Origin of the sequence: Thermomonas sp., from assembly GCF_019104945.1 — a bacterium.
Classification (GTDB): domain Bacteria; phylum Pseudomonadota; class Gammaproteobacteria; order Xanthomonadales; family Xanthomonadaceae; genus Thermomonas.
Window position 1 is genome coordinate 16,540 of record NZ_JAHRWW010000051.1, and the last position, 22,577, is coordinate 39,116.

Here is a 22,577-nt window from a genome sequence, read left to right on the forward strand (position 1 = left end):
CCGCACGTCGTGGCGGTATAACCCGCTAATTATGGGGCAAATGCCTGCTGTGAGCAAATCATGCGGTGTAACGCTACGCGATAGCCGCGTGCGCTTGTAAACTAGGCGGCTATGAAAACCACTTCCGACATTCGCCGCGACTTCCTCGACTTCTTCGCCTCCAAGGGGCATACCATCGTCCCGTCCGCACCGCTGGTGCCGGGCAACGACCCGACCTTGCTGTTCACCAACTCCGGCATGGTGCAGTTCAAAGATGTGTTCTTGGGTGCGGAAAAGCGCAGCTACGTGCGCGCAGCTGACGTCCAGCGCTGCCTGCGCGCCGGCGGTAAGCACAATGACCTTGATTCGGTCGGCTATACCGCGCGCCACCACACCTTCTTCGAAATGCTCGGCAACTGGTCGTTTGGCGATTACTTCAAGAAAGAAGCCATCGCCTGGGCTTGGGAGCTGCTGACCGAGGTCTGGAAGCTGCCGAAGGAGCGCCTGCTGGCGACGGTCTACCACACCGACGACGAGGCCTACGGCATTTGGTTGAACGATATCGGCCTGCCGCCGGAGCGGATCATCCGCATCGGCGACAACAAGGGCGCGCCGTTTGCGTCCGACAATTTCTGGCAGATGGCCGATACCGGCCCCTGTGGCCCGTGCAGCGAGATCTTCTACGACCACGGTCCGGGACACGCCGGCGGCCCGCCCGGCTCGCCGGACGAGGACGGCGATCGCTATATCGAGATCTGGAACAACGTGTTCATGCAGTTCGACCGCCAGCCCGACGGCACGCTGGTGCCCTTGCCAGCGCCCTGCGTGGACACCGGCATGGGTCTGGAGCGGATCACCGCGATCTTGCAACAGGTGCATTCCAATTATGAAATCGACCTGTTCCAATCCTTAATTCGCAAGGTGGCCGAACTCGCCCAAACAGCCGATTTGGAAAACAAGTCGCTGCGGGTGATCGCCGACCATATCCGCGCCTGTTCGTTCCTGATCGTCGATGGCGTGCTGCCCTCCAACGAGGGTCGCGGCTATGTGCTGCGCCGGATCATCCGCCGCGCCCTGCGCCACGGCTGGATGCTGGGCGTGCGCCAGCCGTTCTTCCATCAGCTGGTGGGAACCTTGGATGCGTTGATGGGCGAAGCCTACCCAGAACTGCATGCCGCGCGCGCCACCGTTGAGCGAGCACTGAAGGCGGAAGAAGAGCGCTTCGCAGAAACGCTGGATTCCGGCATGAAGATTTTCGATGACGTGGCCAGCCGCGTTGTCGACAAGATCATTCCCGGTGTAGATGCGTTCCGCTTGTACGACACCTATGGGTTCCCGCTTGACCTCACCCAGGACATGGCGCGCGAACGCGGCATGAGCGTGGACGTGGAAGGCTTTGATGTATCGATGGCGCAGCAGAAAGAAACTGCGCGCGCTGCAGGCAAGTTTGGCGGCGGCGTGCAGCTGCCCGCCGAATTGGTGGCTACGCTTTCGCCCACGCAATTCTTGGGCTATGACGCGCTCAGCGCCGAAGGTCTTACCGTGCTTGCGCTGCTGAAAGACGGCAAGCCGGTGGAGGCGATTGCGGCAGGCGATGACGCTATCGTTCTGCTGGATCGCAGCCCGTTCTACGGTGAGTCCGGTGGCCAAGTGGGCGATACCGGTGTGCTATCCGCCAACGGCGTGCAGTTTGATGTCAACGATACCTTGAAGCTGGCTGGTCAGTTTCACGGTCATTTGGGCAGGCTTGCTGCAGGTAGCCTGAAAAAAGGTGACGTACTCAGCGGCGCGGTGGACGCCGCGCGCCGCAGTGCGACCGTACTAAATCACAGCGCCACCCACTTGCTGCACGCCGCGCTGCGCAACGTGCTTGGCACGCATGTGCAGCAGAAGGGCTCGCTGGTAGCGCCGGATCGCCTGCGCTTTGACTTCTCACACTTCCAGCCGATGACGGCAGCGGAGTTGGCCGATGTCGAACGCCGAGTCAATGCTGAAGTGCGCGCTAACCACGCAGGTGAAGTGCGCCATATGGGCATGCAGGAAGCGCTGGATTTCGGCGCGATGGCGCTGTTTGGCGAGAAGTATGGCGAAGAAGTGCGCGTGCTGCGCTTTGGCCCGACCTCCACCGAACTGTGCGGTGGTACCCACGCCAGCCGCACTGGCGATATTGGTTTGTTCAAAATTGTTTCTGAAGGCGGTGTGTCGGCAGGTGTGCGCCGCATTGAAGCGGTAACGGGACAAGGGGCGCTGGACTTTGTGGCCGAAGAGGAGCAGCGCCTACACGAGGTCGCACACCTCGTGGGCGCGCCCCCAGCTGAACTGGCGCACAAACTGCACGCCCTGCTAGAGAAGCAAAAGAAGCTAGAGCGCGAGTTGGAAGCGATCAAGGCCAAGGCGGCCTCCAGTGCAGCGGGTGATTTGGCCGCGCAAGCGCAAGACGTGGAAGGCATCAAGGTGTTGGCTGCGCGCTTGGAAGGCTTTGATGCCAAGGCGCTGCGCGATGCCATGGATCGACTCAAAGCCCAGCTGGGCGACGCGGTGATCGTGCTGGCGGGCGTGAGCGATGGTAAGGCGGCCCTCGTGGCGGGCGTGGCGGGCGCGGCGCTGGGTAAGATCAAAGCGGGTGACGTGCTGGGTGATGTCGCCAAGCAGGCTAATGGCAAGGGCGGCGGCCGCCCGGATATGGCCCAAGGTGGCTGTGACGACGTTCCAGCGCTCAAGGTAGCGTTGCAAGGCGTTGCGGCGTGGGTTGGGCAGAAATTAGCCGGTTAAATTGATGAACTGTGACCGAAGTCCGTTAACCCCGGACTTTGGTACGCTTGCGGGCGGGTTTTTCTCCGCCTATGATCTGCTGTTCAATACTATTACGGATGTCAGGCGCGGAACGTTCCGCGTTTCGGCGACAGGGGAGTTGCAATGCTCATTTTAACTAGGCGTGTAGGCGAGACCCTGATGATCGGTGATGCGATCACCGTCACCGTGCTCGGTGTGAAAGGTAATCAAGTACGCATCGGTATCACTGCGCCAAAAGACGTTGCCGTGCACCGCGAAGAGATCTATCAGCGCATCCAAAGCGGTGAAGACAACAAGAACGAAGAAAAATCATCTTAAAAAGTTTGCCGAATCTCGAATAAGCCTGTATTCTTGCCGGCTCGCGATTCGCCTCACGGAGACTTGCCCGAGAGGCCGAAGGGGCTCCCCTGCTAAGGGAGTATGGGGTCAAAAACTCCATCGAGGGTTCGAATCCCTCAGTCTCCGCCACTTGCGGCGAAACGCGAAAAAAAATGCACGAAAATGAAAATTTTTCCTTGACGTGCAAGCGGTGTTTCTACATAATTCCGCTTCTACATTGCGCCCGTAGCTCAGTTGGATAGAGCACCAGGCTACGAACTTGGGGGTCGGAGGTTCGAATCCTTCCGGGCGCGCCATTACAAAACAAAAGAGTCAACCGGCTATTGCCAGTTGGCTCTTTTTGTTTGCGTATGATCTTGGTGGTTTGTGCTAATTTCATGCCACGCAAGAAGCTTTTTAGGATCCCTTGTTTTGACCCCCGATAAGATCACGTTGTCCCAGCTCGAATCCTTCTTGATGGGCGCGGCTGACATCCTGCGCGGCAAGATGGATGCCTCCGAGTTCAAGGAGTTCATCTTCGGCCTGTTGTTCCTGAAGCGCCTGTCTGACGAGTTCGACGCCAAGCGCCAACGCCTGCGCACGCACAACTTCGCCCACCTTGCCGACCAGCCGGAACTGCTGGCCGAGCTGCTGGAAGACCGGACCAGCTTTGGCGAAACCTTCTACGTGCCGGTTCGGGCACGCTGGAATGAAACCTGGTTGGATGAGAGCGGCGACACCGTTCCGGCGCTAAAAGACCTCAAGCACGACATCGGCGCGATGCTCAACAAGGCCATCGCCGCGCTGGAAGACAACAACGACTCGCTGGCCGGTGTGCTGAAAAGCAACATCAACTTCAATGAAGTTAAAGGCAAGACCAAGATCGCCGACCAGAAGTGGAAGGACCTGCTCGACCACTTCAACGCCTTCGGACCACTGGTCAACGACCGCTTCGAGTTCCCGGACCTGCTCGGCGCGGCCTACGAATACCTGATCAAGTACTTCGCCGACAGCGCCGGCAAGAAGGGTGGCGAGTTCTACACCCCCGCCGAAGTGGTGCGCCTGCTGGTGCAGCTCACCAAACCCGCCGCCGGGCAGACCATCTATGACCCCACGGTCGGTTCCGGTGGTTTCCTGATCCAGGCCCATCAGTACGTGGAAGAACAGGGTCAGGACGCCAACGACCTGGCGCTGTACGGGCAGGATTCCAACGGCACCGTGTGGTCGATCTGCAACATGAACATGATCCTCCACAACATCACCCGCTTCACGATTGAAAACGGCGACACCCTGGAAGACCCGCAGATTCTGGAAGACGGCCGCATCCGCCAGTTCGACCGCGTGCTGGCCAACCCGCCATTCTCGCAGAACTACAGCCGCGCCAACGTCAAGTTCGCCAGCCGCTTCCGCGAGTGGTGCCCGGAAACCGGCAAGAAAGCCGACCTGATGTTCGTGCAGCACATGCTGGCCAGCCTCAAGCCCAACGGCCGCATGGCCACGGTGATGCCGCACGGCGTGCTGTTCCGTGGCGGCAAGGAAAAACTGATCCGCGAATTGTTTTTGGCCGACGACTGCATCGAAGCCATCATCAGCCTGCCGCCTGGCCTGTTCTACGGCACCGGCATCCCCGCCTGCGTGCTGGTGTGCAACAAGCAGAAGCCGGACGAACTGCGCGACAAGATCCTTTTCATCAACGCCGACCGGGAATACGGCGAAGGCAAGGCGCAGAACAAGCTGCGCCCGGAAGACATCGAGAAGATCGACTTCGTGTTCAGCCACAAGCGGGAGCTGCCCAAGTACTCGCGGCTGGTCGGAAAGACCGAAATCCTGGATGCGCACGACGCCAACCTCAACATTCGCCGCTACGTGGACAACACGCCGGACCCGGAACCCGAGGACGTCCAGGCGCACCTGGTCGGCGGCATTCCGCAATCGGAGATCGACACCCTCGGCCCGCGGTTCGGCCAGTTCGGCGTTGCCCCACACACCTTGTTCCGCAGCGAACGCGCGGGCTACCAGATCTTTGTCGAAACCATTACCGACAAGCCCGCCATCAAGCAGGTGCTGGAGGCCGATGCCGCACTCACCCAGACGCTTGCCCGCCATCGAGGTGCGCTGGTCGATTGGTGGGGCGAGGCCAGCACCGACTTTGCCGAACTGGAGGACGCCGGCAACGGCGGCCGCAAGACGCCGGAGATCCGCCGCGGGCTGATCACCTCGCTGAAGGATAAGCTCATCCCGCTGGGTGTGCTGGACGAGTTCAAGAGCGCCGGCGTGTTCGTCAACTGGTGGCAGCAGATCCGCTACGACATCAAGACCATCGTCGCAAGCGGCTGGCACCACAGCCTGATTCCCGACGCCTACCTGGTGGCTGCGTTCTTTCGGAAGGACGCCGACGCCATCGACGCGCTGGAAGCGAAGATCGCCGAAGCGCAGGCCGAACTGGATGAAGCGGTGGAGGCCGCTGTGGAGGTGGCCGCGTGGGAGCCGGAAGCCGACGAGAAAGCCACCGCCGCCGTTCTCAAGAAAGCGCTGAAGGCCTTGATCGACGACCTAGATAACGCCACCGGTGCCAGCGCCGACAAGGAACGCGCAGCGCTGAAGGCGCAGGACAAGGCGATCAAGGCCATCGAAGCCCGCATCAAGGACGCCAAGGCCAAACACAAGGCCAGGCGCACCGAACTCACCGAAAAGCTGGAACTCAAGCGCAGCGGCGGCGAGGCTTACAAGGCCGAGCAGCGCGAGCAGATCGCGCAGATCGACGCCCGCATCGCCAAGCTGGATGCGAACAAGAAGGAAGGGCAGAAACAGGTCGCCGCGCTCACCGTCGACAAGGACGCGCTGCAAGCCCGCATCGCCCGCACCGAGGCGCAGCTCGCCACCATCGGCGGACAACTGACCGACGACGAGGCGCGCAAGCTGATCCTGGAGAAGATCGACGATCTGGCCCGCGCCGAACTCACCCGCTACCTCAACGCCGAGAAGCGCGCACTGATCGCCAGCGTGGAAAACCTGTGGGACAAGTACGCGGTGTCGAGCCGGGAGCTGGAAGCCGTTCGTGCGGAGACGTTGAAGGCGTTGGAGGGGATGTTGGCGGGGCTCGGCTATGTCTAAAGTGAAGCTCGCCGACGTCGTAGAAAGGAGCGTGGGCGGCGGCACTCCCGCAAGGGATGTTGCATCGTTCTGGAACGGACCGATTCCTTGGGCAACAGTAAAGGACTTCAAGGATGGAGTTCGTCACCTCTCCGCCGTGCAGGAGTCCATCACCAAGCTGGGCTTGAACAGCAGTGCGTCAAACCTGATCCCGGCTGGCACTCCGATCATTTGCATGCGAATGGGCGTCGGACGGGTTGCCACGGCCCCCATGCCAATCGCGATCAACCAGGACTTGCGCGCGTTGTTTGTCGGTGCGGCTTACGATGCGGACTTTGTCGTTTGGTCCCTTGACGGAATCCGCAGTCAGATCGAGAACGAGGCCATTGGCTCCACGGTAAAAGGTATCAGCGTCGATCGGTTGCTGTCGTTCGAGATACTCGATACCACTCTGCCCGAACAATCCAAAGTCGCGGACGTGCTGTCCACGGTGGACCGGGCGATTGCGCAGACCGAGGCGCTGATCGCCAAGCAGCAGCGCATCAAGACCGGCCTGATGCAGGACCTGCTCACCCGCGGCATCGACGAACACGGCCAGCTCCGCTCCGAAGCCACCCACGCCTTCAAGGATTCCCCCCTCGGCCGCATTCCGGTGGAGTGGGAGGTGAAGTCGTTAGGTGCTGCGCTTGATGAGGCCAAAGGCTATTTACAAACCGGACCATTCGGCAGTCAGCTTCACGCGTACGAATATACCCATTCGGGCGTGCCAGTGGTGATGCCCCAAGATATTTTGCAAGGCAGCGTGTCCACGGCCAACGTTGCGAGAGTTCCAGAGACGCGAGCGCACGACTTGCGGCGCCATCGCGTTATGGAAAACGACATTGTGTTCGCTCGGCGTGGCGATTTGAGTCGCGCGGCAGCAATCGGAACACGAGAATTTGGGTGGCTGTGCGGCACTGGCTGTTTCTTGTTGCGTGTGCCGCTGAGGAACATGGCTGCCAAGTGGCTCGCTCATCTGTATCGGTATCACTGGATACAGCGTCAAATTGAAACAAACGCGGTCGGCTCCACCATGCCAAGCTTGAACAACGGTGTCATGGCACGGTTGGTTGTTCCCATTCCGAGCGTTGATGAACAGCACAAAATTGCCTGCCGGATTGATTCGATGGATAGGGAACTAGAGTTGCTTGAACAACAGCTCGATAAGCAGCAATCACTCAAAACCGCCCTGATGCAAGACCTGCTCACCGGCAAGGTCCGCGTCACACCACTGCTTCAACCGTCCAAGGAAGCCATCGCATGAAGGCACAGGATCTGCAGTTCACCCAGCTGTTGCAGGGCGCCAAGCAGTTCATCATCCCGATCTTCCAGCGCCCGTACAGCTGGGAAATTGCGCATTGCGAGCAGCTGTGGCACGACATCCTGCGCGTGGGTAGCCATGCGGAGCTGGACAGCCATTTCATCGGCTCGGCGGTCTACATCCCCGAGCAGGAAACCAGCGCGGCGATTTCGCGCTGGCTGGTGATCGACGGGCAGCAGCGCATCACCACCTTGTCGCTGTTGTTGCTGGCGCTCAAGCGGCGGCTGCAGGCCGAAGGGGTGGACACGCCGGTATCGGCAGCGGAGATCGAGGACTATTTCCTGCTCAACCGCTACGGCAAGGGCGAGCAGCGCTACAAGATGCTGCTGACCAGGACCGACAGGGACACGCTGATCGCGCTGCTCGACGACAAGGCGCCGGCGCCGGACGCCTCCCACCGCATCCGCGAGAACTTCGAGTTCTTCACCGGCAAGCTGGCGGGCGCGGACCTCAAGGTGGTCTATGCGGGCATCCAGAAGCTGATGATCGTGGACGTGCGCCTGCAGCAGGGCATCGACAACCCGCAGATGATCTTCGAGAGCATGAACTCCACCGGCAAGGCGCTGACCCAGGCCGACCTGATCCGCAACTACGTGCTGATGGGCCTGCCGCACGCCGAGCAGACCCGGCTTTACGAAGACTGTTGGCGGCCGATGGAGATGCTGTTCGGCGCGGAGAACTACACGCGCTACTTCGACGAGTTCATGCGCTTCTTCCTGGTCATCCACACCGGCAACCACCGCATCCGCAAGGACGAGGTGTACGACCAATTCAAGACCTATTCGCTGGGCCAGAAGGTCGAGCCGCTGCTGGCGTCGCTGCTGGAGTTTGCCCGCTATTACTGCGCCATGGCGCTGGGCAAGGAACAGGATGCGGAGCTGGCGCGCGCCTTCCAGGACATCCGCGAGCTGCGCGCGGACGTGTGCTACCCGATGTTGATGGAGGTGTACCACGATCATGCGCAGGGCCGGCTGGGCAAGGACGCGTTCGTGGACATCCTGCAACTGGTGGAAAGCTACGTGTTCCGCCGGGCCATTTGCGACATCCCGACCAACTCGCAACGCCAGACCTTCGCCACCTTCTGCCGCAAGCTGGACAAGGCCCGCTATCTGGAAAGCGTCAAGGCCGCTTTCATGCTGCTGCCTTCGTACCGGCGCTTCCCGGGCGACGACGAGTTCCGCCGCCAGCTGCAGATCCGCAACCTGTACAAGTTCAATCGCCGCAGCTACTGGCTGCGCCGCTTCGAGAACTTCGGACGCAAGGAGCGGGTGATGGTGCAGGACTACACCATCGAACACATCCTGCCGCAGAACACCCAGCTGAGCGCCGCGTGGCAGCATTCATTGGGGGAGGACTGGGCGCGGGTGCAGGAGCAATATCTGCACACCCTGGGCAACCTCACGCTGACCGGCTACAACTCGGAATACAGTGATCGACCTTTTGCCGAGAAGCGCGACATGGAGGGCGGCTTCGCACAGAGCCCGCTCAAGCTCAATGAGGGACTGGGCAACTGTGCGGACTGGAACGAGCAGGAGATCATCAAACGCGCAGCACGATTGGCCAGTCGTGCCGTGGGGATCTGGGTATCCCCGGGTCTTTCCGACGAAGTGCTGGACACCTATCGCGAGAAGAAGGCGGACAGCGCACCCGAGTACACGATTGCCGACCATCCGCACCTCTCCAGCGGGCTGGTGCGCGAGCTGTTTGAACACTTTCGCACCCAAGTGCTCGCTTTGGACGAGTGCGTGAATGAGGAGTTCCTGAAGCTGTATGTGGCCTACAAGGCGGAAACCAATTTCGTGGATGTCGTTCCGCAAGCCAAGCGGCTGCGGCTGTCCCTGAACATGGCGTTCGCCGACATCGACGACCCGCGCAAGCTGTGCGTGGACGTGACCGATCTGGGCCGCTGGGGCAATGGCTGTGTGGAAGTGGGCTTGGACAACGAAACCGACCTGCCGTATGTGATGAGCCTGGTGCGGCAAGCGCTGGAACGGCAGCTGGGCGAAGAAGACACCGAGACCGAGAACGCATGAGCACCAAGTCCACGCCGCCACACATCAAGCTCGACGAACGCAACCACGTCGAGAAACCCTTTCTTGACCAACTGGCGGGCCTGGGCTGGAACATCCTCGATCTGGATAAGGATCAAAAACCCGCCGACACCGGCCGCAGCAGTTTCACCGAGGTGGTGCTGGAGCCGCGCTTGCGTGCGCAGCTGAAGGTGATCAACCCGTGGCTGCAGGACGACCAGATCGACGACGTGGTGAAGCAGCTGACCGCCAGCTTCCCCGGCTCTGATCTGATGAAGAACAACCAGCATCTGCTGCATCTGCTGCTGGAGGGCACCAGCGTCGGCGAGAACCGCGTCACCGGCGAGAACAGCCCGACGGTGAAGTTCGTCGATTTCGGCAAGGTGGACAACAACGACTTTACCGCCGTCTGCCAGTTCAAGCTGCGCGTGCCGGGCACCGAGCACCACATCATTCCGGACATCGTGCTGTTTCTGAACGGCCTACCGGTGGTGCTGGTGGAGTGCAAGTCGCCCAAGGTCAACGACGCGCTGGCCAGCGCCATCGACCAGATGTTGCGTTACAGCGAACAGCGCGGCGCGAAAGGCGAAGGCCATGCGCAGTTGTTCTGGTACAACCAGTTCGTCATCGCTACCTGCCGCCAGCAGGCCAAGTTCGGCACCATTTCCACCCACACGGAGAAATATTTCTACCGCTGGGCCGACCCGTATCCGCGCAGCGTGGAAGAGCTGGACCACGGCAGCGGCAGCCCCAACGACCAGCAACGGCTGGTGGCCGGCATGCTGGACCGGCAGAACCTGCTGGACCTGATCCGCACCTTCACCTTGTTCTCGACCAGTGACAGCGGCCAGACCATCAAGATCGTCGGCCGCTACCAGCAGTTCCGCGCGGTGAAACTGGCGGTCAAGCGGCTGCTGGAGGGCAACACGCCACGCCAGCGCAGCGGCATCATCTGGCACACGCAGGGCTCGGGCAAATCACTGACCATGATGTTCATGGTGCGCGAGCTGTATCGACACGCGGCGCTTGCGCACTGGAAGGTGGTGTTCGTCACCGACCGCACCCAGCTGGAAGCGCAGCTCGCCGAGACCAGTCAGGCCATCGGTTTCACGGTGAAGGTGGCGGACAGCATCAAGAAGCTGAAGGAACTGCTGGCATCGACCTCATCCGATCTGGTGATGGCGATGATCCACAAGTTCCGCGAGGCGGAGCTGGAAGCGAGTTTTCCCGAGCTCAACACCAGCCCGCACATCCTGGTGATGACCGACGAGGCACACCGCTCGCAGTACCAGCTGCTGGGCGCGAATCTGGACCGCGCCATCCCCAACGCGGCGCGCATCGGCTACACCGGCACGCCCATCGACAAGACCGAGCGCGTGTTCGGCGATTACATCGACAAATACACCATGCGCCAGTCCATCGAGGACGGCGTGACATTGGAGATTGTGTACGAGGGCCGCACCCACAACGCCGAGGTGGAGGATGGGGCGGCGATGGATAAAGCCTTTGCCGACGTGTTCAGCGATTACAAGCTGGAGGAGCGGCTGGAAATCCTCGGTTACGGCTCGCGCCAAGCTTATCTGGAAGCCGACCCCACCATCGCGGCCAAAGCCAACGACATGGTGGCGCACTACCTGACCCATGTGTTTCCCAATGGCTACAAGGCACAGGTGGTGGCCACCTCGCGCGAGGCGGCGGTACGCTACAAGGCCCACATCGACGCGGCGCTGGCGGCGGCCGTGACGAAACTTGAGGCCAGCAACCCGAACGGGCTGGACATCGCCACGCTGAAAGCGCTCGACACCGACGTGATCATCTCCACTGGCCACAACGACCTGCCGCTTATCAAGGAATATGGCGACAGCCGCCGCCACGAGACCAGCATCAAGCGCTTCAAGCTGGGGTTTGGCGCCACCGACGAAGGTGTGGACGGCAAGCTGGGCATCCTGATAGTCAACAACATGCTGCTGACCGGCTTCGATGCGCCGGTGGAACAGGTGATGTACTTGGACAAGGTGGTGGTGGCGCACAACCTGCTGCAAACCATTGCGCGCGTGAACCGCGTGGGCGGAGCTGCCAAGGACAAGGGCTACATCGTCGATTACGTCGGCGTGGGCCATCACCTGAAGAAAGCGCTGGACAACTACGACGAGCGCGAGCAGAAGGAAATCACCGGCTGCCTGAGCTTTCCCGAACGCGAGCTGCGCGAATTGCAGGCCGCGCATGCGGAGATCATGGCGCTGCTGAAGAAGCACGGCCTGACCGATCTCAGTGATCACGATGCCTGTTTCGACGTGTTCTACGACGAGGACATCCGCTTCGCCTTCATGCTGGCATTCAAGAAGTTTACAAGCGCGCTGAATACCTTGTTTCCGGCCAAGGAAGCGCTGGTTTACATACCGGACTACCAGAAGCTGAACGAGATCAACATTCTCGCTGGCAAGCACTTCCGCGACGCGCGTCTGAGCATGCAGGGCATTCCGCCTAAGCTGCGCGCCATTGCCGATGCGCACCTAGTTTCCAAGGGCATCGACATCAAGATTGCGCCCATTTCCATCCTCGACGAGGATTTCGAAAAGGACGTCAAAGAGCACAAACGCAACAAGACCAAGGCCGCCGAGGTGGAACACGCCATCCGCCATCACATCGACATCGAGCTGGATGACGACCCGGACCTGCAGGCATCCTTCGCCGAGGCGCTGGCGGCGATCCTCGCCGAGTTCAAGGACAACTGGCAGAAGATCTACGAGGAGCTGGAGAAGCTGCGCCAGCGCATCAAGGATGCCGGCAGCGAGCCGACCTATGGGCTGCACCGCAAGAAGCAGATGCCGTTCTTCCGTCTGTTCCAGAATGAATTGGGAGGTGCGATGGACGAACACGTCGATTACGCCGGCAAGCCCGACGACCGCATCGCCGTGCTGGTAGACCTGACTCAGCAGATCTACAACGCGGTGGAGCGCGAGCTGAAGCTGACGGGGTTCTGGGAGAGCATTCCGGCGCGCAACAAGCTGAAGGCGGAGCTGCAGCAGATCGTCGTTTCGCCGCAGTTCGCTGCGGTGCCAAGCCTGCTCAGGAAGCGCGAGGCGATCATCAGCCGGGTGATGGAACTGGCCGAAGCGAAGAACGACACGATTCTGCACACTGCGTGATGCCATGGTGCTGAGCTACGAAATTCGCCGCTCGAGCAGGCGTAAGAACATCACCATCACGGTGGAGCGCGACCGCGCCGTGGTGGTGCACGCGCCTGTGGGCGTGCCCGAGGCGAAGGTGCGGCAACTGGTAGACAGCAAGCGACAATGGCTGTTCGAGAAACTCAACGACGCGCAGAAATATCAGCCTCTGCCGCATGCACCCGGCAAGGAATTGGTCAACGGCGAATCCGCCTTGTACTTGGGGCGTGTTTACCGCATCGAGCTGGTTGACGCTCCTGACGGAGACGTCCGTTTTGATGGGAAGCTCCTGATCCCGCACTCACGCGCCAGCGAACGCAAGCGGGTACTGCGCGAGTGGTACATGGCGCGCGCGAAGGAGAAGATCCTGCCTCGCGTGAAGCTGCACGCAAAGAACCTTGGTATCAGCTACGAACAGGCCAAGATCACCGACAGTCGTTTTCGTTGGGGCTCCTGCACCCCGGGTAACAATCTCAATTTCAATTGGCGACTGATCAAGGCGCCAATGTTCGCTATCGACTACGTGATCGTGCACGAGCTAGCGCACTTGATCGAAGCGAACCATACGCCACGCTTCTGGAACATAGTGAGTGCTCAGTTACCCGCGATGGAACGCGCACGTGTTTGGTTACGCGAGCACGGGCAGAGTCTCGAGGAAGACATTTAGTTCGTACAAATGAATGAGCCTTGTACTCAACCAGTTCATTGATTGAATGACTAAATCTCTGGAAATCGCTTCAGGATATATCTTTTCAGTGCAAAATTAAAATGTATTGAATGCTTGACATTCAGACTAATAAGTCTAGTATTCAATACATGGACGCCGCTACTCTCTTGCGCCGGTTTGGCAGTTCGCTGCGGGACGCCCGCAAGCGGCGCGGTTTGACGCAGGCTCAGTTGGCGGCCTTAGCTACCGTCCCGCGGCTTAAGGTAATTCAGGTTGAACGGGGCGATGCGTCGGTTTCGATTGGTGCCTACGCCGAAGTGGCCGCAGCACTGGGGTTGGAGTTCACGCCCGTGCCGGCACGCCGTCCCACGTTGGATGAGGTTGCGGAGCTATTGGCGAATGACTAATCCTGCCACCATTGATCGGCTCTGGGTCGGGACGCCGCAGGGAGGCAGTGGCGTCCTTGGCAAGACCGGCGAGGACTATCTATTCGGCTATCATGCTGACGCGTCTAAGGCTGCGGAGATCAGCTTGTTGATGCCGCGCAGGTTGGAGCAGTACGGCAGTCGTGAGCTGCATCCCATCTTCCAGATGAATCTGCCGGAAGGCTATGTACTGGAACGCCTACGCCAGCGCTTGGCTAAGGCAACCACCATCGATCCGATGCTCCTGCTGGCGCTAACCGGCCGCGATGCGGCGATCGGCCGGGTTCATGTTGAGGCGCCCCCAAAATTCGTCGAAGCCTTCGCGGCAGGTGTTCAGGAGAGTCGTGGTGAGCGTCTGGCGCAGATATTGGCCTGGGACGGCGCCGAGAACCTATTCGAAGAGCTGGCGCGGCGCTATCTGTTCCGAACTGGCGTGTCCGGCGTGCAACCCAAACTGCTGGTTCCGGAAGCCCGGGAGTCGGACGGTAAGGTGTCACTTGCCACGACGGACCTCATCGTAAAGAGCGGCGGCGTGGATTACCCCGGTCTGGCGGTGAATGAGTTCGTCTGCATGTCTATCGCCAGAAATGCTGGAATTCCCGTTCCGGAGTTCTTTCTGTCCGACAATCGGCAGTTGTTCGTGATGCGGCGGTTTGATCGTACGGACGACGGGCAGGCGATCGGTTTCGAGGAAATGGCCGTGCTGATGGCTAAGGGTGCAGCGCAGAAGTACGAGGGTAGCTATGAGCAGGTGGCACGCTTCGTCTCGTTGTTTTGCTCGCCCAACCTCCGGCTTCCGGCCTTGGGGCAGTTATTCGACCAAGTGGCCCTGTCCTGTATCTTGGGCAATGGCGACGCACACCTGAAGAACTTTGGCGTGCTTTACGACGATCCCACCTCGGAGGACATCTGGTTATCACCGGCCTACGACCTAGTGTGCACCACGGCTTACATCCCTGACGACAGCCTGGCATTGACGCTGGGTGGGTCGAAGAGTCTGTTTGCCTCCCGTGTCCATTTGATGGACTTTGCTAAGCGTTGCGAGATCGGCGATCCTCGTGGTCGCATCCTGACCTTGCTGCAGGCGGCGGAGCAGGGGCTTCAGGAACACTGGGCCTTGCTTGAAGAAGAGCCGATCGTTGGCGCCGGGCTCCGTCAGGCATTCGAAGGTTTTGCTTCCCGGTTCAAGCCGGAATAATCAGCCCAATGGTCGAAGCTCACTTCATCATAGTTATGGGTGTGTTTTTGTATTGCGGGTATCATCTGACCTTTGCCGACTTACCCCTCCATGACCGTCTCTGAAAGCTCTTTATTTAGTGTGGTCCCTGCAGGGTTGTTTGGCCCGCTGGCTTCACCCAATCGTGAGCATTACTGGGCGCTGCTGTGCCGTTTGTTCGATGAATTTTTTGGGCCAGATGCGCCGCTGCCGCCGAGTATTGGCTTTCAGCGGCGCGATATCACGGCCGCGATCGAGCGCTATCTGCTGGCCGATGATCCTTGGGACAGTGAAGAAGGCGAAACGTCAGGGGCTTCGTTAGCCGATCGAGCGGGCGCGATTTATGAGCGCTTTCGTGCCGCTGGCTGGCTGCGCCAAGAGCGCATCGGTGCGCGTGAAATGGTGGCGATGGTGCCGCAGGTGGTGCAATTCTTGGCCACACTGGTGGAATTTTCCGAACATGGCCCTACCTTTGTATCGGCCAAAGTGCGTTCCATCGAACTGCAACTGCAGCAAGTGCTGGAAGGGCAGGCGGCAGGCGATGCACTGGACGAAGCGGCTGATCAAGCGCGGCGTTTGTTAGTCTCACTGGCATCGATGAGTTTGCGTGTGCGCGACTTGATGCCGGAACTATCGCGCGCAGAGACCACCGCGCAATTTGCACGGCAGTGGTTTGAACGCTACGTCACCCATTTTTTTGTGGGTGATTACGCCAACTTGCATCAAGCCGATCATCCACTGGCGCGGCGCAGTGCCATTCTTGCGATGGCGCAAGACATTGAACATGGTACCCGGCGTGGCGCGGTACTGCAGTGGTATCAAGAACATCTCACGGCGGGCGATAGCGCATTGGCCGAGCAGCGTCTAGCGCGCAGTTTGCGGCGGCTGCATGAGTTAGAGCGTATCGACGAATACCTGCAGCGTTTGGATGACGATATTCGTCAAGCCAACCGCCGTGCGCTGGCGTTTTTTGATTACCGCCTGCGCGCACCCGCTAAATTGGATGTGCTACTGCAGCGTGCAATTCGCGGCGCGCTGGCTGCGCCAGACGATGCACTGCGCCTGTCGGTTGCACCGGGTGCATTGATGGACGATGCGCAGCTACGCGCGCCAAGGCGTAGGCCTTCTGCCATTACGCGCAGCGCCAACCGCATCGCGCAGCCCACGCCCGAACAGCAGGCGCGGCTGGCGCTACTGCGGCGCATGAAGCGCGCCCGTCTGGTGACTGCAGAAAGCATGGCGCGCTATTTGGCAAGGCATCTCACTGCACAAGACCGGTTAGAGTCTTCGCAGCTGGAAATTCAAAGTATCGAAGACCTGCGCGCTTATCAAACCTTACTCACGCTTGCGCTACGCGGTAATCGCATTGGTGGCCTGCGTCGTGAAGACCCGCTAAGCCGCATTGCACGTGGCTTTCGTGTGGAACTGATCGACCCCGGTGAACGCGTGGATAACGCCTACCTACGCGCCCCGCGCTTTGCCATTCAACCTATTCGAAAAACAGCATGAAACGCAGCTGGAACACGCTTTCTCAACAAACGAATGGGCTCTATGCCGTTGCGGATTTCGAACGCACGGCGTATCGGCTTGTTACCGAACAAGTGCTCTATGCCAGCGACCGTAATGCGCGCAGCGCTTATCACATGGTGGAAGAGTATTTCGATGACTATGTCGCTGCGCTGGCACCGCTGGGGATTCGCCTAGAGCGCAACGCGCATTACCGATACGTGGTGGCCTTGCCTGCGCATAGTGAAGGCACGCCGGTAACGCTGGATGAAACGCTGCTGCTACTGGTGCTGCGTCAGCGCTACGACGTTGCGGCGCGGCAAGGGCAGGTAGAAGAGCAGGGCGAAGTGATCGTGGAATTGCCAGAGTTACAAGACGCCTACCAAGCCCTGACTCAGCGCCCCATGCCGGACGTAGGTACTTTGCGGGCCTTAGCACGCGCAGCAAAGCGTTGGGGTGTGGCGCGCTTGGTGGAGTCTGAGCCAGACGACCCGCAGCCGTTCCATCTGCGCGTGCGTCCGGCCATTGTTGAGGTAGTGGGCGAGTTATGGCTGCAGCGTTTAGATCAACACAATCGCGATGATGACGCAGATAGCGATGACGTCACGGAGGACGACGATGCAACTGCTTGAACGCGTGCACTTAGTGCAGTTCTTTTTGTTTGAAGCGCAAACACTAGAGCTTGATGCCACAAGCGCAGTGATCGCGCCGAACGGTGCGGGTAAAAGCGCCTTGCTCGATGCACTGCAAATTGTGCTGCTAGGGGGTGATCGCTCGCGCATTCGCTTCAATGCGCAGGCGGGTGGTAGCGCGCGTGCGCGCTCGATTCGTGATTATTGTTTAGGGACATGGCGCAGCGGTGAAGAAGGGCGCAAGCGCCGTACCGCCACAACCTATATTTCGCTTGTGTTTCGCGATACAGAAACGCAAGCGCCACTATCAATAGGTATCGCATTAGGTGCGTCGCAAGACGAGCCCGATCATCGCGTGTATGGGCAATACGTGGCACCGGGTGTTGCGCTTGCGCTAGAAGACCACCTTGAACATAGCGAAGGGCGTGAACTGCCTTTGGCTTGGGCGGCCTTTCGTGATCGCCTAAGCCAACGCTGTCGCGCCGCTGAAACAGGGCTGGAACTGCACGCCACTAGCGAACGCTTCGTCAAAGACGTGTTGTATCGCTTGCGCGCTACACCTTCGGCTCAGCCCGATGTAAATGCTTACCGCAAAGCGTTTTTGAATGCACTGAATTTGCAGCGTGTGGAAGATGTGGATTTGTTCGTGCGCACGCTGGTGGCAGAAGATCGCCCCACCGATATCGCGCGCTTCCGCGGTTTGCTGGAGACCTTCCGCCAGCTTAAAGAAAAGATTGAGCAGGTTGTTGCGCGCATCAGTGATGCTGAGGCGGTGGATGCGCAATACGAGAAAATTTCCCAGCAGGCGGCCCGCGCGGCCAGCTACCGTGCACTGGCGGCGGAATACGCTCGTGATCTGCTTTCAGAGCAAGTGGATGAAGCCGAAACACATTGCGAAAAAGCCCGCCAGCAGTTGGCCGATACACGGCGTGCACTGAGTGAAGCCAGCATTGAGCAGCAGTTGGCCGAAGATGCGCTTGTGCAGGCGAATGCGCGTATGCAAAGCAGCCAAGGCTATGGCGAACAAGCGCAGCTAGATGAACTAAGCAACCGTGACCGCAGTGAGTTGGTGCGCATCAAGCGTGAGTTGATGCGGCAGATGCACGAGATCAACACGCAGTGGCAGGCCGTGGCGGCGCTGCAACTTGTACCCACGGAGATGCTGGAGCAAGCACAGTCGCTATGGCATAGCGAGCATGCACGCTTGGCAGAACTTGCCGAAGAGGCTGCATTGCCGTGGACGGCATCTAGCCTGCACGCGCAGGCGTTACAGGCGATCACGGCGGCGCAGGGTGTAATCAGCGCGGTACAGGTGCACGCCCGCACGCTGCATATGCGTGTTGAGGCGCTGCAGTCGCGTATCGAAACATCACGGCAAAATCAAAAGCGCATTAGTGCAGGGCAGGCAGAATTAAGCCCTGATGCGATGCGTCTTTTGCATTATCTGCAAGAAGAGGGTATTGCCGCGCGGCCAGTGTGCGACTTGGTGCAAGTGCGCGACCCTGCGTGGCAGCCTGCAATCGAGGCTTATTTGCGCAGCAATATCGAGGCGCTGTTAGTGCCTGTAACCGATGAAGCGCGCGCGGTAAAGCTGTATCGCTCGCTGAATGGTGGACGCAGTGTTTATGGTGTGAAGCTTGCGCTATCGAGCCATGCGCAGCGCGTGATTGGTCACGCCAAACCGGGCAGCGTAGCGACCTTGTTAGAAAGTGATAACGTCGATGCTCTGGCATTTTTACGCCAGCAGTTAGGTGAACTACGCTGCGTGGAGAGTGAGGCGGAGCTCATTCAAGCACGACAAGGACTTACGCGGGATGGTCTGTTGGCCAAAGGCGGCAGCATCGAGCGCAGACGCTTACCCGCAGCGGGCGAGCTAAAAATTGGCGCGAATGATAACCGCATGCGCCTACGCGTTCTGCGTGAAGAGTTAGAGCAGGCCGAGACCGAGCTGCGTACGTTAGAACCTGCACTGCGCAAGGCAGAGGCTTGCCAGCGTGGCTTGACGGCTTTGCTGGACCCGGCGCGTGTCGCTCAGGTGCTGCACGATAAAGTGCTGGAGCACCATCAGGTTGAACAGCGTTATCGCGAGGCGATGACCCAGCGTGAGCATGCGCTCAATCCTGACTTGATACGCCTTACCGAACAGCTGCAAGCACTAAACGAGCGCGTGGCCGCGTGCCGAAAGCTACGCGATGCGCTGCTGGGTAAAGTGGCTGTGGAAGAGGGGGCGGAGCAAGCCGCACTACGTTTGCTCGATGGCCTTCGCGGGCAGGAAGAGCTGGTGGCACGCCGTGCCGTGGATGCGTTCCGTGAGCCTGACGTGGACCCTAATCGGGTGGAACGCCTGCGCGACGAAATGGATCACAAATGGCCAGCATTGAAAGAGCGTGGCGACCGCTGCGACGAGCGTGCCAAAGACAGCGATAAGCAGCTTGACAATCTCAAGCCAGAGGCTTGGGGCCGGCTGATGCAATACACCAAAGACCACGGGTTGGATGTGGACCTTGCCCCCGGCGATTGGCGTGCAGCGCGCAAGCTCATGGGGCGCGAACTGGCCCATCTGCGCGATTCGGAATTGGCCAATTACCAAGATCAGGCAGACCAAGCCTATACCACGGCAACGGAAACCTTCCGTAGCAACGTGGCATCGGCGTTGTTTGATAATTTCAGCAAGCTCAAATACCAGATCGGAACACTCAACCGCACGCTGCGCGCCAGCCCCGCGTTTTCCAATAACGAGCGCTATCAGTTTCATTATGAAGTTGCGCCGGAATATCGCGAGCTGCACCGCTTCATTCTGCGTGTGGCCGATGTAGGCGGCGAGGACAATTTATTTGGCAGCGCGGGTGAAGTTCCGGCCGCATTTCGTGCACTGATGGAAGATAGTGCTGCTGAGCGCGCAACGGCGTCGCCACTTGACGACTATCGCCGTTTCTTCCGTTTTGAAGTGCGGATCCATCACGATGATAAGGTCATTGGCAGTCTCAGCGAACGCATGCGCTCAGGCTCCGGTGGCGAACACCGCGCGCCGCTGTATGTGATCGCCGGTGCCGCCCTTGCGGCGGCCTACGGGAAAAATGAAGTGCAGCAGGGTGGAATGGGGCTGATCTTGCTGGATGAATTTGGCGACAAGATCGACGCGCAAAACGCCCGCGCGACTGTGGATTATCTGCGCTCACTTGGCCTGCAGCTTATTCTTGCCGCGCCGGATACCGCACAGGGCACGCTCTCTGGTGTGCTGGATAGTTATATCGAACTGTTCCGTGACGGCGACCTGCTGCAGGTGGAACGTGTCGAGATGAGCCAAGCAGCACGTGACCTACTGTTAAGCGACCAATTCGATCTGCACCCTGAACTGCTGGCGGAAGAAGTGCAGCGGATCACAGCAGACGAGAAGGTGTAGCGCTAGGATACGTCGATGGTTATGGTCACTGAATTATCCCCGCAACAGGCTCAGCAGCGCATGCAGGCTGGCGTATCAGTGCTGGATGTGCGCGGAGAGGGCGAGCGTGCGCTGGGCATGGCGGAGGGTGTGACAGTGGCCGAGCTGGGCGCGCTTCTGGAAACGCCCCAACGGTACCTGCCTGCGTTAGATGAAGAAGTTGGGCTAATTTGTGCCAGCGGAATGCGCACGCGTGCCGCTGTGCACGCGCTCCGGGCGCAGGGCTACACGCACTTATGGTCGGTTGTTGGTGGAACCGAGCGCTGGAGGCAGGAAGGCCTGCCGATGACGGCGGCGCAAGAGTCAGTGGAATTTTTGCAGCGTTATTCGCGGCATCTCTTGCTTCCTGAAATTGGCTTGCAAGGCCAGCGCAAATTGCGCGATGCGAAGGTGGCGCTGATTGGTGCAGGTGGCTTGGGCTCGCCGATAGCGCTGTATCTGGCGGCTGCGGGCGTAGGCACGCTGACCTTGATCGACGACGATGTGGTGGACCGTAGTAATTTGCAGCGACAGGTAGTGCATGGAGAAGCCGACGTTGGCCGCGCAAAAGTGGCTTCGGCAAAAGCGCGTCTGCTCGCGCTAAACCCCGAGTTGCATGTGCTGTGCCATCAAACACGTTTGCGTGCCAACAATGTTGCAACATTGCTGGGTGGCCACGATGTGGTAGTGGATGGAACGGATAATTTTTCTACCCGCTATTTAGTCAATGAAGCCTGCGTGCGGATGAATTTACCGCTGGTGTATGGGGCGGTGGAGCGTTTTCGCGGCCAGGTAAGCGTGTTCTGGCCGGGGCAAAGTGGCGGCTGCTATCGCTGTGTCTTCCCCGAGCCGCCGCCCGCAGAGCTTGCGCCGAACTGTGCGGAAGCGGGGGTGCTTGGCGTATTGCCGGGCTTAGTGGGGATGCTGCAGGCTACCGAAGTGCTGAAGTTGCTGCTGCAGATTGGCCAGCCGCTGCTGGGGACGCTACTTTGCGTCGATGCGCTAAGCATGCACTTCGATCGCATTCCGCTGGGCCGTGATATGGCCTGCGCCACCTGTGCACCGCAGGCCGATCGTCAGCCTTACGCCGACCTAACTGCAGTGTGCGCGGGTATCTCGTAGTGCGCACCGGCATGGCTTAGACTTCAGCGAAAGCCATTGGGCAAGGTGAATACGATGCGATATGGATTTTGTAGCGTGGTGTTGGCGGCGGTTCTTTCATTGGCGCTCGGGCCGTGCGTTGCAGCGCAAACCAGCGCGCCCACCAAGCCAGCAGCGGTTGCTTCAGCGCGAGTGGCGGTGGCCGCTAATTTTGCCGATGTAGCTAAAGAGCTGGCGGCCGATTATTCGAAAAAAAGCGGTCATAAGATCAGTATTAGTTCTGCATCCACCGGCAAGCTCTATGCGCAGATCCGTAACGGAGCGCCGTTTGACGTGCTGCTCTCGGCCGACGTGGCCACGCCGCAGCGTTTGGAGGATGAAGGGCTGGCTGACGGCACAACACATTACGACTACGCCCGTGGCCGCTTGGTGCTATGGAGCCGCGACCCAGCGCTAGTGAAAAACGGTGAAGCGCTGCTGCGTCATGGTGCAATGAGTAAGTTGGCTATCGCAAACCCGGAGCTGGCCCCTTACGGCGCAGCGGCCCGCGATGTGCTGGAGTACGTGCGGCGCTGGAATGAGCTTCGGCCTAATTTAGTGATGGGGGAAAACGTTGGCCAAGCCACGCAGTTCGTTGTTACCGGTGCCGCACCGCTGGGGCTGTTGCCACGTTCGCTGGTGATGCACGCCAATAAGATGCGGCAAGGCTCGGGTTGGGAGGTTCCAGCCAGCTGGCATTTGCCGATTACCCAAAGTGCGGTATTGCTAGAACGCGGAAAAACAAATCCGGCTGCGCGTGGGTTTATGCAGTACCTGCAAAGCCCAGCGGCGAAGCAGAAAATTCGCGCCAACGGTTACGACTGAGG

At 59.7% G+C, this 22,577-nt stretch carries 14 protein-coding genes and 2 tRNA genes; all 16 read left to right on the plus strand.

Features of this window, described 5'->3' with window-relative positions; translation table 11 throughout:
- The first annotated feature begins 111 nt into the window (after nt 1-111).
- The 16 genes from alaS (at nt 112) to modA (ending at nt 22,575) form a co-directional block, all read left to right on the plus strand.
- Complete coding sequence (alaS, locus tag KUL77_RS11735; RefSeq protein WP_297147394.1) at nt 112-2,751, plus strand: alanine--tRNA ligase; 2,640 nt, start codon at nt 112-114, stop codon at nt 2,749-2,751.
- A 144-nt stretch (nt 2,752-2,895) separates the two neighbouring features.
- Entirely contained in the window at nt 2,896-3,090 is a 195-nt protein-coding gene (csrA, locus tag KUL77_RS11740) for a carbon storage regulator CsrA (protein ID WP_297147397.1), read from the plus strand.
- A 57-nt stretch (nt 3,091-3,147) separates the two neighbouring features.
- Nucleotides 3,148-3,240: transfer RNA gene (locus KUL77_RS11745), tRNA-Ser, on the plus strand.
- A 90-nt stretch (nt 3,241-3,330) separates the two neighbouring features.
- Nucleotides 3,331-3,407: transfer RNA gene (locus KUL77_RS11750), tRNA-Arg, on the plus strand.
- 115 nt (nt 3,408-3,522) lie between these two features.
- Nucleotides 3,523-6,204, plus strand: coding sequence for an N-6 DNA methylase (locus KUL77_RS11755; RefSeq protein ID WP_297147399.1), 2,682 nt, complete (start codon nt 3,523-3,525; stop codon nt 6,202-6,204).
- Nucleotides 6,197-7,486, plus strand: coding sequence for a restriction endonuclease subunit S (locus KUL77_RS11760; protein WP_297147403.1), 1,290 nt, complete (start codon nt 6,197-6,199; stop codon nt 7,484-7,486). The genes KUL77_RS11755 and KUL77_RS11760 overlap by 8 nt, the downstream gene beginning before the upstream one ends.
- Nucleotides 7,483-9,576 (plus strand): DUF262 and DUF1524 domain-containing protein, encoded by a 2,094-nt coding sequence (locus tag KUL77_RS11765; protein ID WP_297147406.1) that lies wholly within the window; start codon nt 7,483-7,485, stop codon nt 9,574-9,576. Before KUL77_RS11760 ends, KUL77_RS11765 begins: the two co-directional genes overlap by 4 nt.
- Nucleotides 9,573-12,722, plus strand: a complete 3,150-nt coding sequence (locus tag KUL77_RS11770; RefSeq protein ID WP_297147408.1) for a type I restriction endonuclease subunit R — start codon at nt 9,573-9,575, stop codon at nt 12,720-12,722. The genes KUL77_RS11765 and KUL77_RS11770 overlap by 4 nt, the downstream gene beginning before the upstream one ends.
- 4 nt (nt 12,723-12,726) lie before the next feature.
- Nucleotides 12,727-13,410 carry a SprT family zinc-dependent metalloprotease gene (locus KUL77_RS11775; protein WP_297147409.1) on the plus strand — a complete coding sequence of 228 codons (684 nt, stop codon included), beginning with the start codon at nt 12,727-12,729 and terminating at the stop codon, nt 13,408-13,410.
- 149 nt (nt 13,411-13,559) lie between these two features.
- The gene (locus tag KUL77_RS11780; RefSeq protein WP_297147412.1) at nt 13,560-13,817 is read left to right on the plus strand and encodes a helix-turn-helix domain-containing protein; all 258 of its coding nucleotides are present in this window, start codon (nt 13,560-13,562) and stop codon (nt 13,815-13,817) included.
- Nucleotides 13,810-15,033, plus strand: coding sequence for a type II toxin-antitoxin system HipA family toxin (locus KUL77_RS11785; RefSeq protein ID WP_297147415.1), 1,224 nt, complete (start codon nt 13,810-13,812; stop codon nt 15,031-15,033). The genes KUL77_RS11780 and KUL77_RS11785 overlap by 8 nt, the downstream gene beginning before the upstream one ends.
- A 90-nt stretch (nt 15,034-15,123) precedes the next feature.
- The gene (locus KUL77_RS11790; RefSeq protein ID WP_297147418.1) at nt 15,124-16,560 is read left to right on the plus strand and encodes a Wadjet anti-phage system protein JetA family protein; all 1,437 of its coding nucleotides are present in this window, start codon (nt 15,124-15,126) and stop codon (nt 16,558-16,560) included.
- Nucleotides 16,557-17,189, plus strand: coding sequence for a DUF4194 domain-containing protein (locus KUL77_RS11795; protein WP_297147420.1), 633 nt, complete (start codon nt 16,557-16,559; stop codon nt 17,187-17,189). The genes KUL77_RS11790 and KUL77_RS11795 overlap by 4 nt, the downstream gene beginning before the upstream one ends.
- Nucleotides 17,176-20,592 carry an SbcC/MukB-like Walker B domain-containing protein gene (locus KUL77_RS11800; RefSeq protein WP_297147423.1) on the plus strand — a complete coding sequence of 1,139 codons (3,417 nt, stop codon included), beginning with the start codon at nt 17,176-17,178 and terminating at the stop codon, nt 20,590-20,592. Before KUL77_RS11795 ends, KUL77_RS11800 begins: the two co-directional genes overlap by 14 nt.
- 15 nt (nt 20,593-20,607) lie before the next feature.
- Nucleotides 20,608-21,732 (plus strand): molybdopterin-synthase adenylyltransferase MoeB, encoded by a 1,125-nt coding sequence (gene moeB, locus KUL77_RS11805; protein WP_297147426.1) that lies wholly within the window; start codon nt 20,608-20,610, stop codon nt 21,730-21,732.
- 54 nt (nt 21,733-21,786) lie between these two features.
- Nucleotides 21,787-22,575: a molybdate ABC transporter substrate-binding protein gene (gene modA, locus KUL77_RS11810; RefSeq protein WP_297147429.1), complete on the plus strand. Its 789-nt coding sequence runs from the start codon at nt 21,787-21,789 to the stop codon at nt 22,573-22,575.
- Nucleotides 22,576-22,577: the final 2 nt, after the last annotated feature.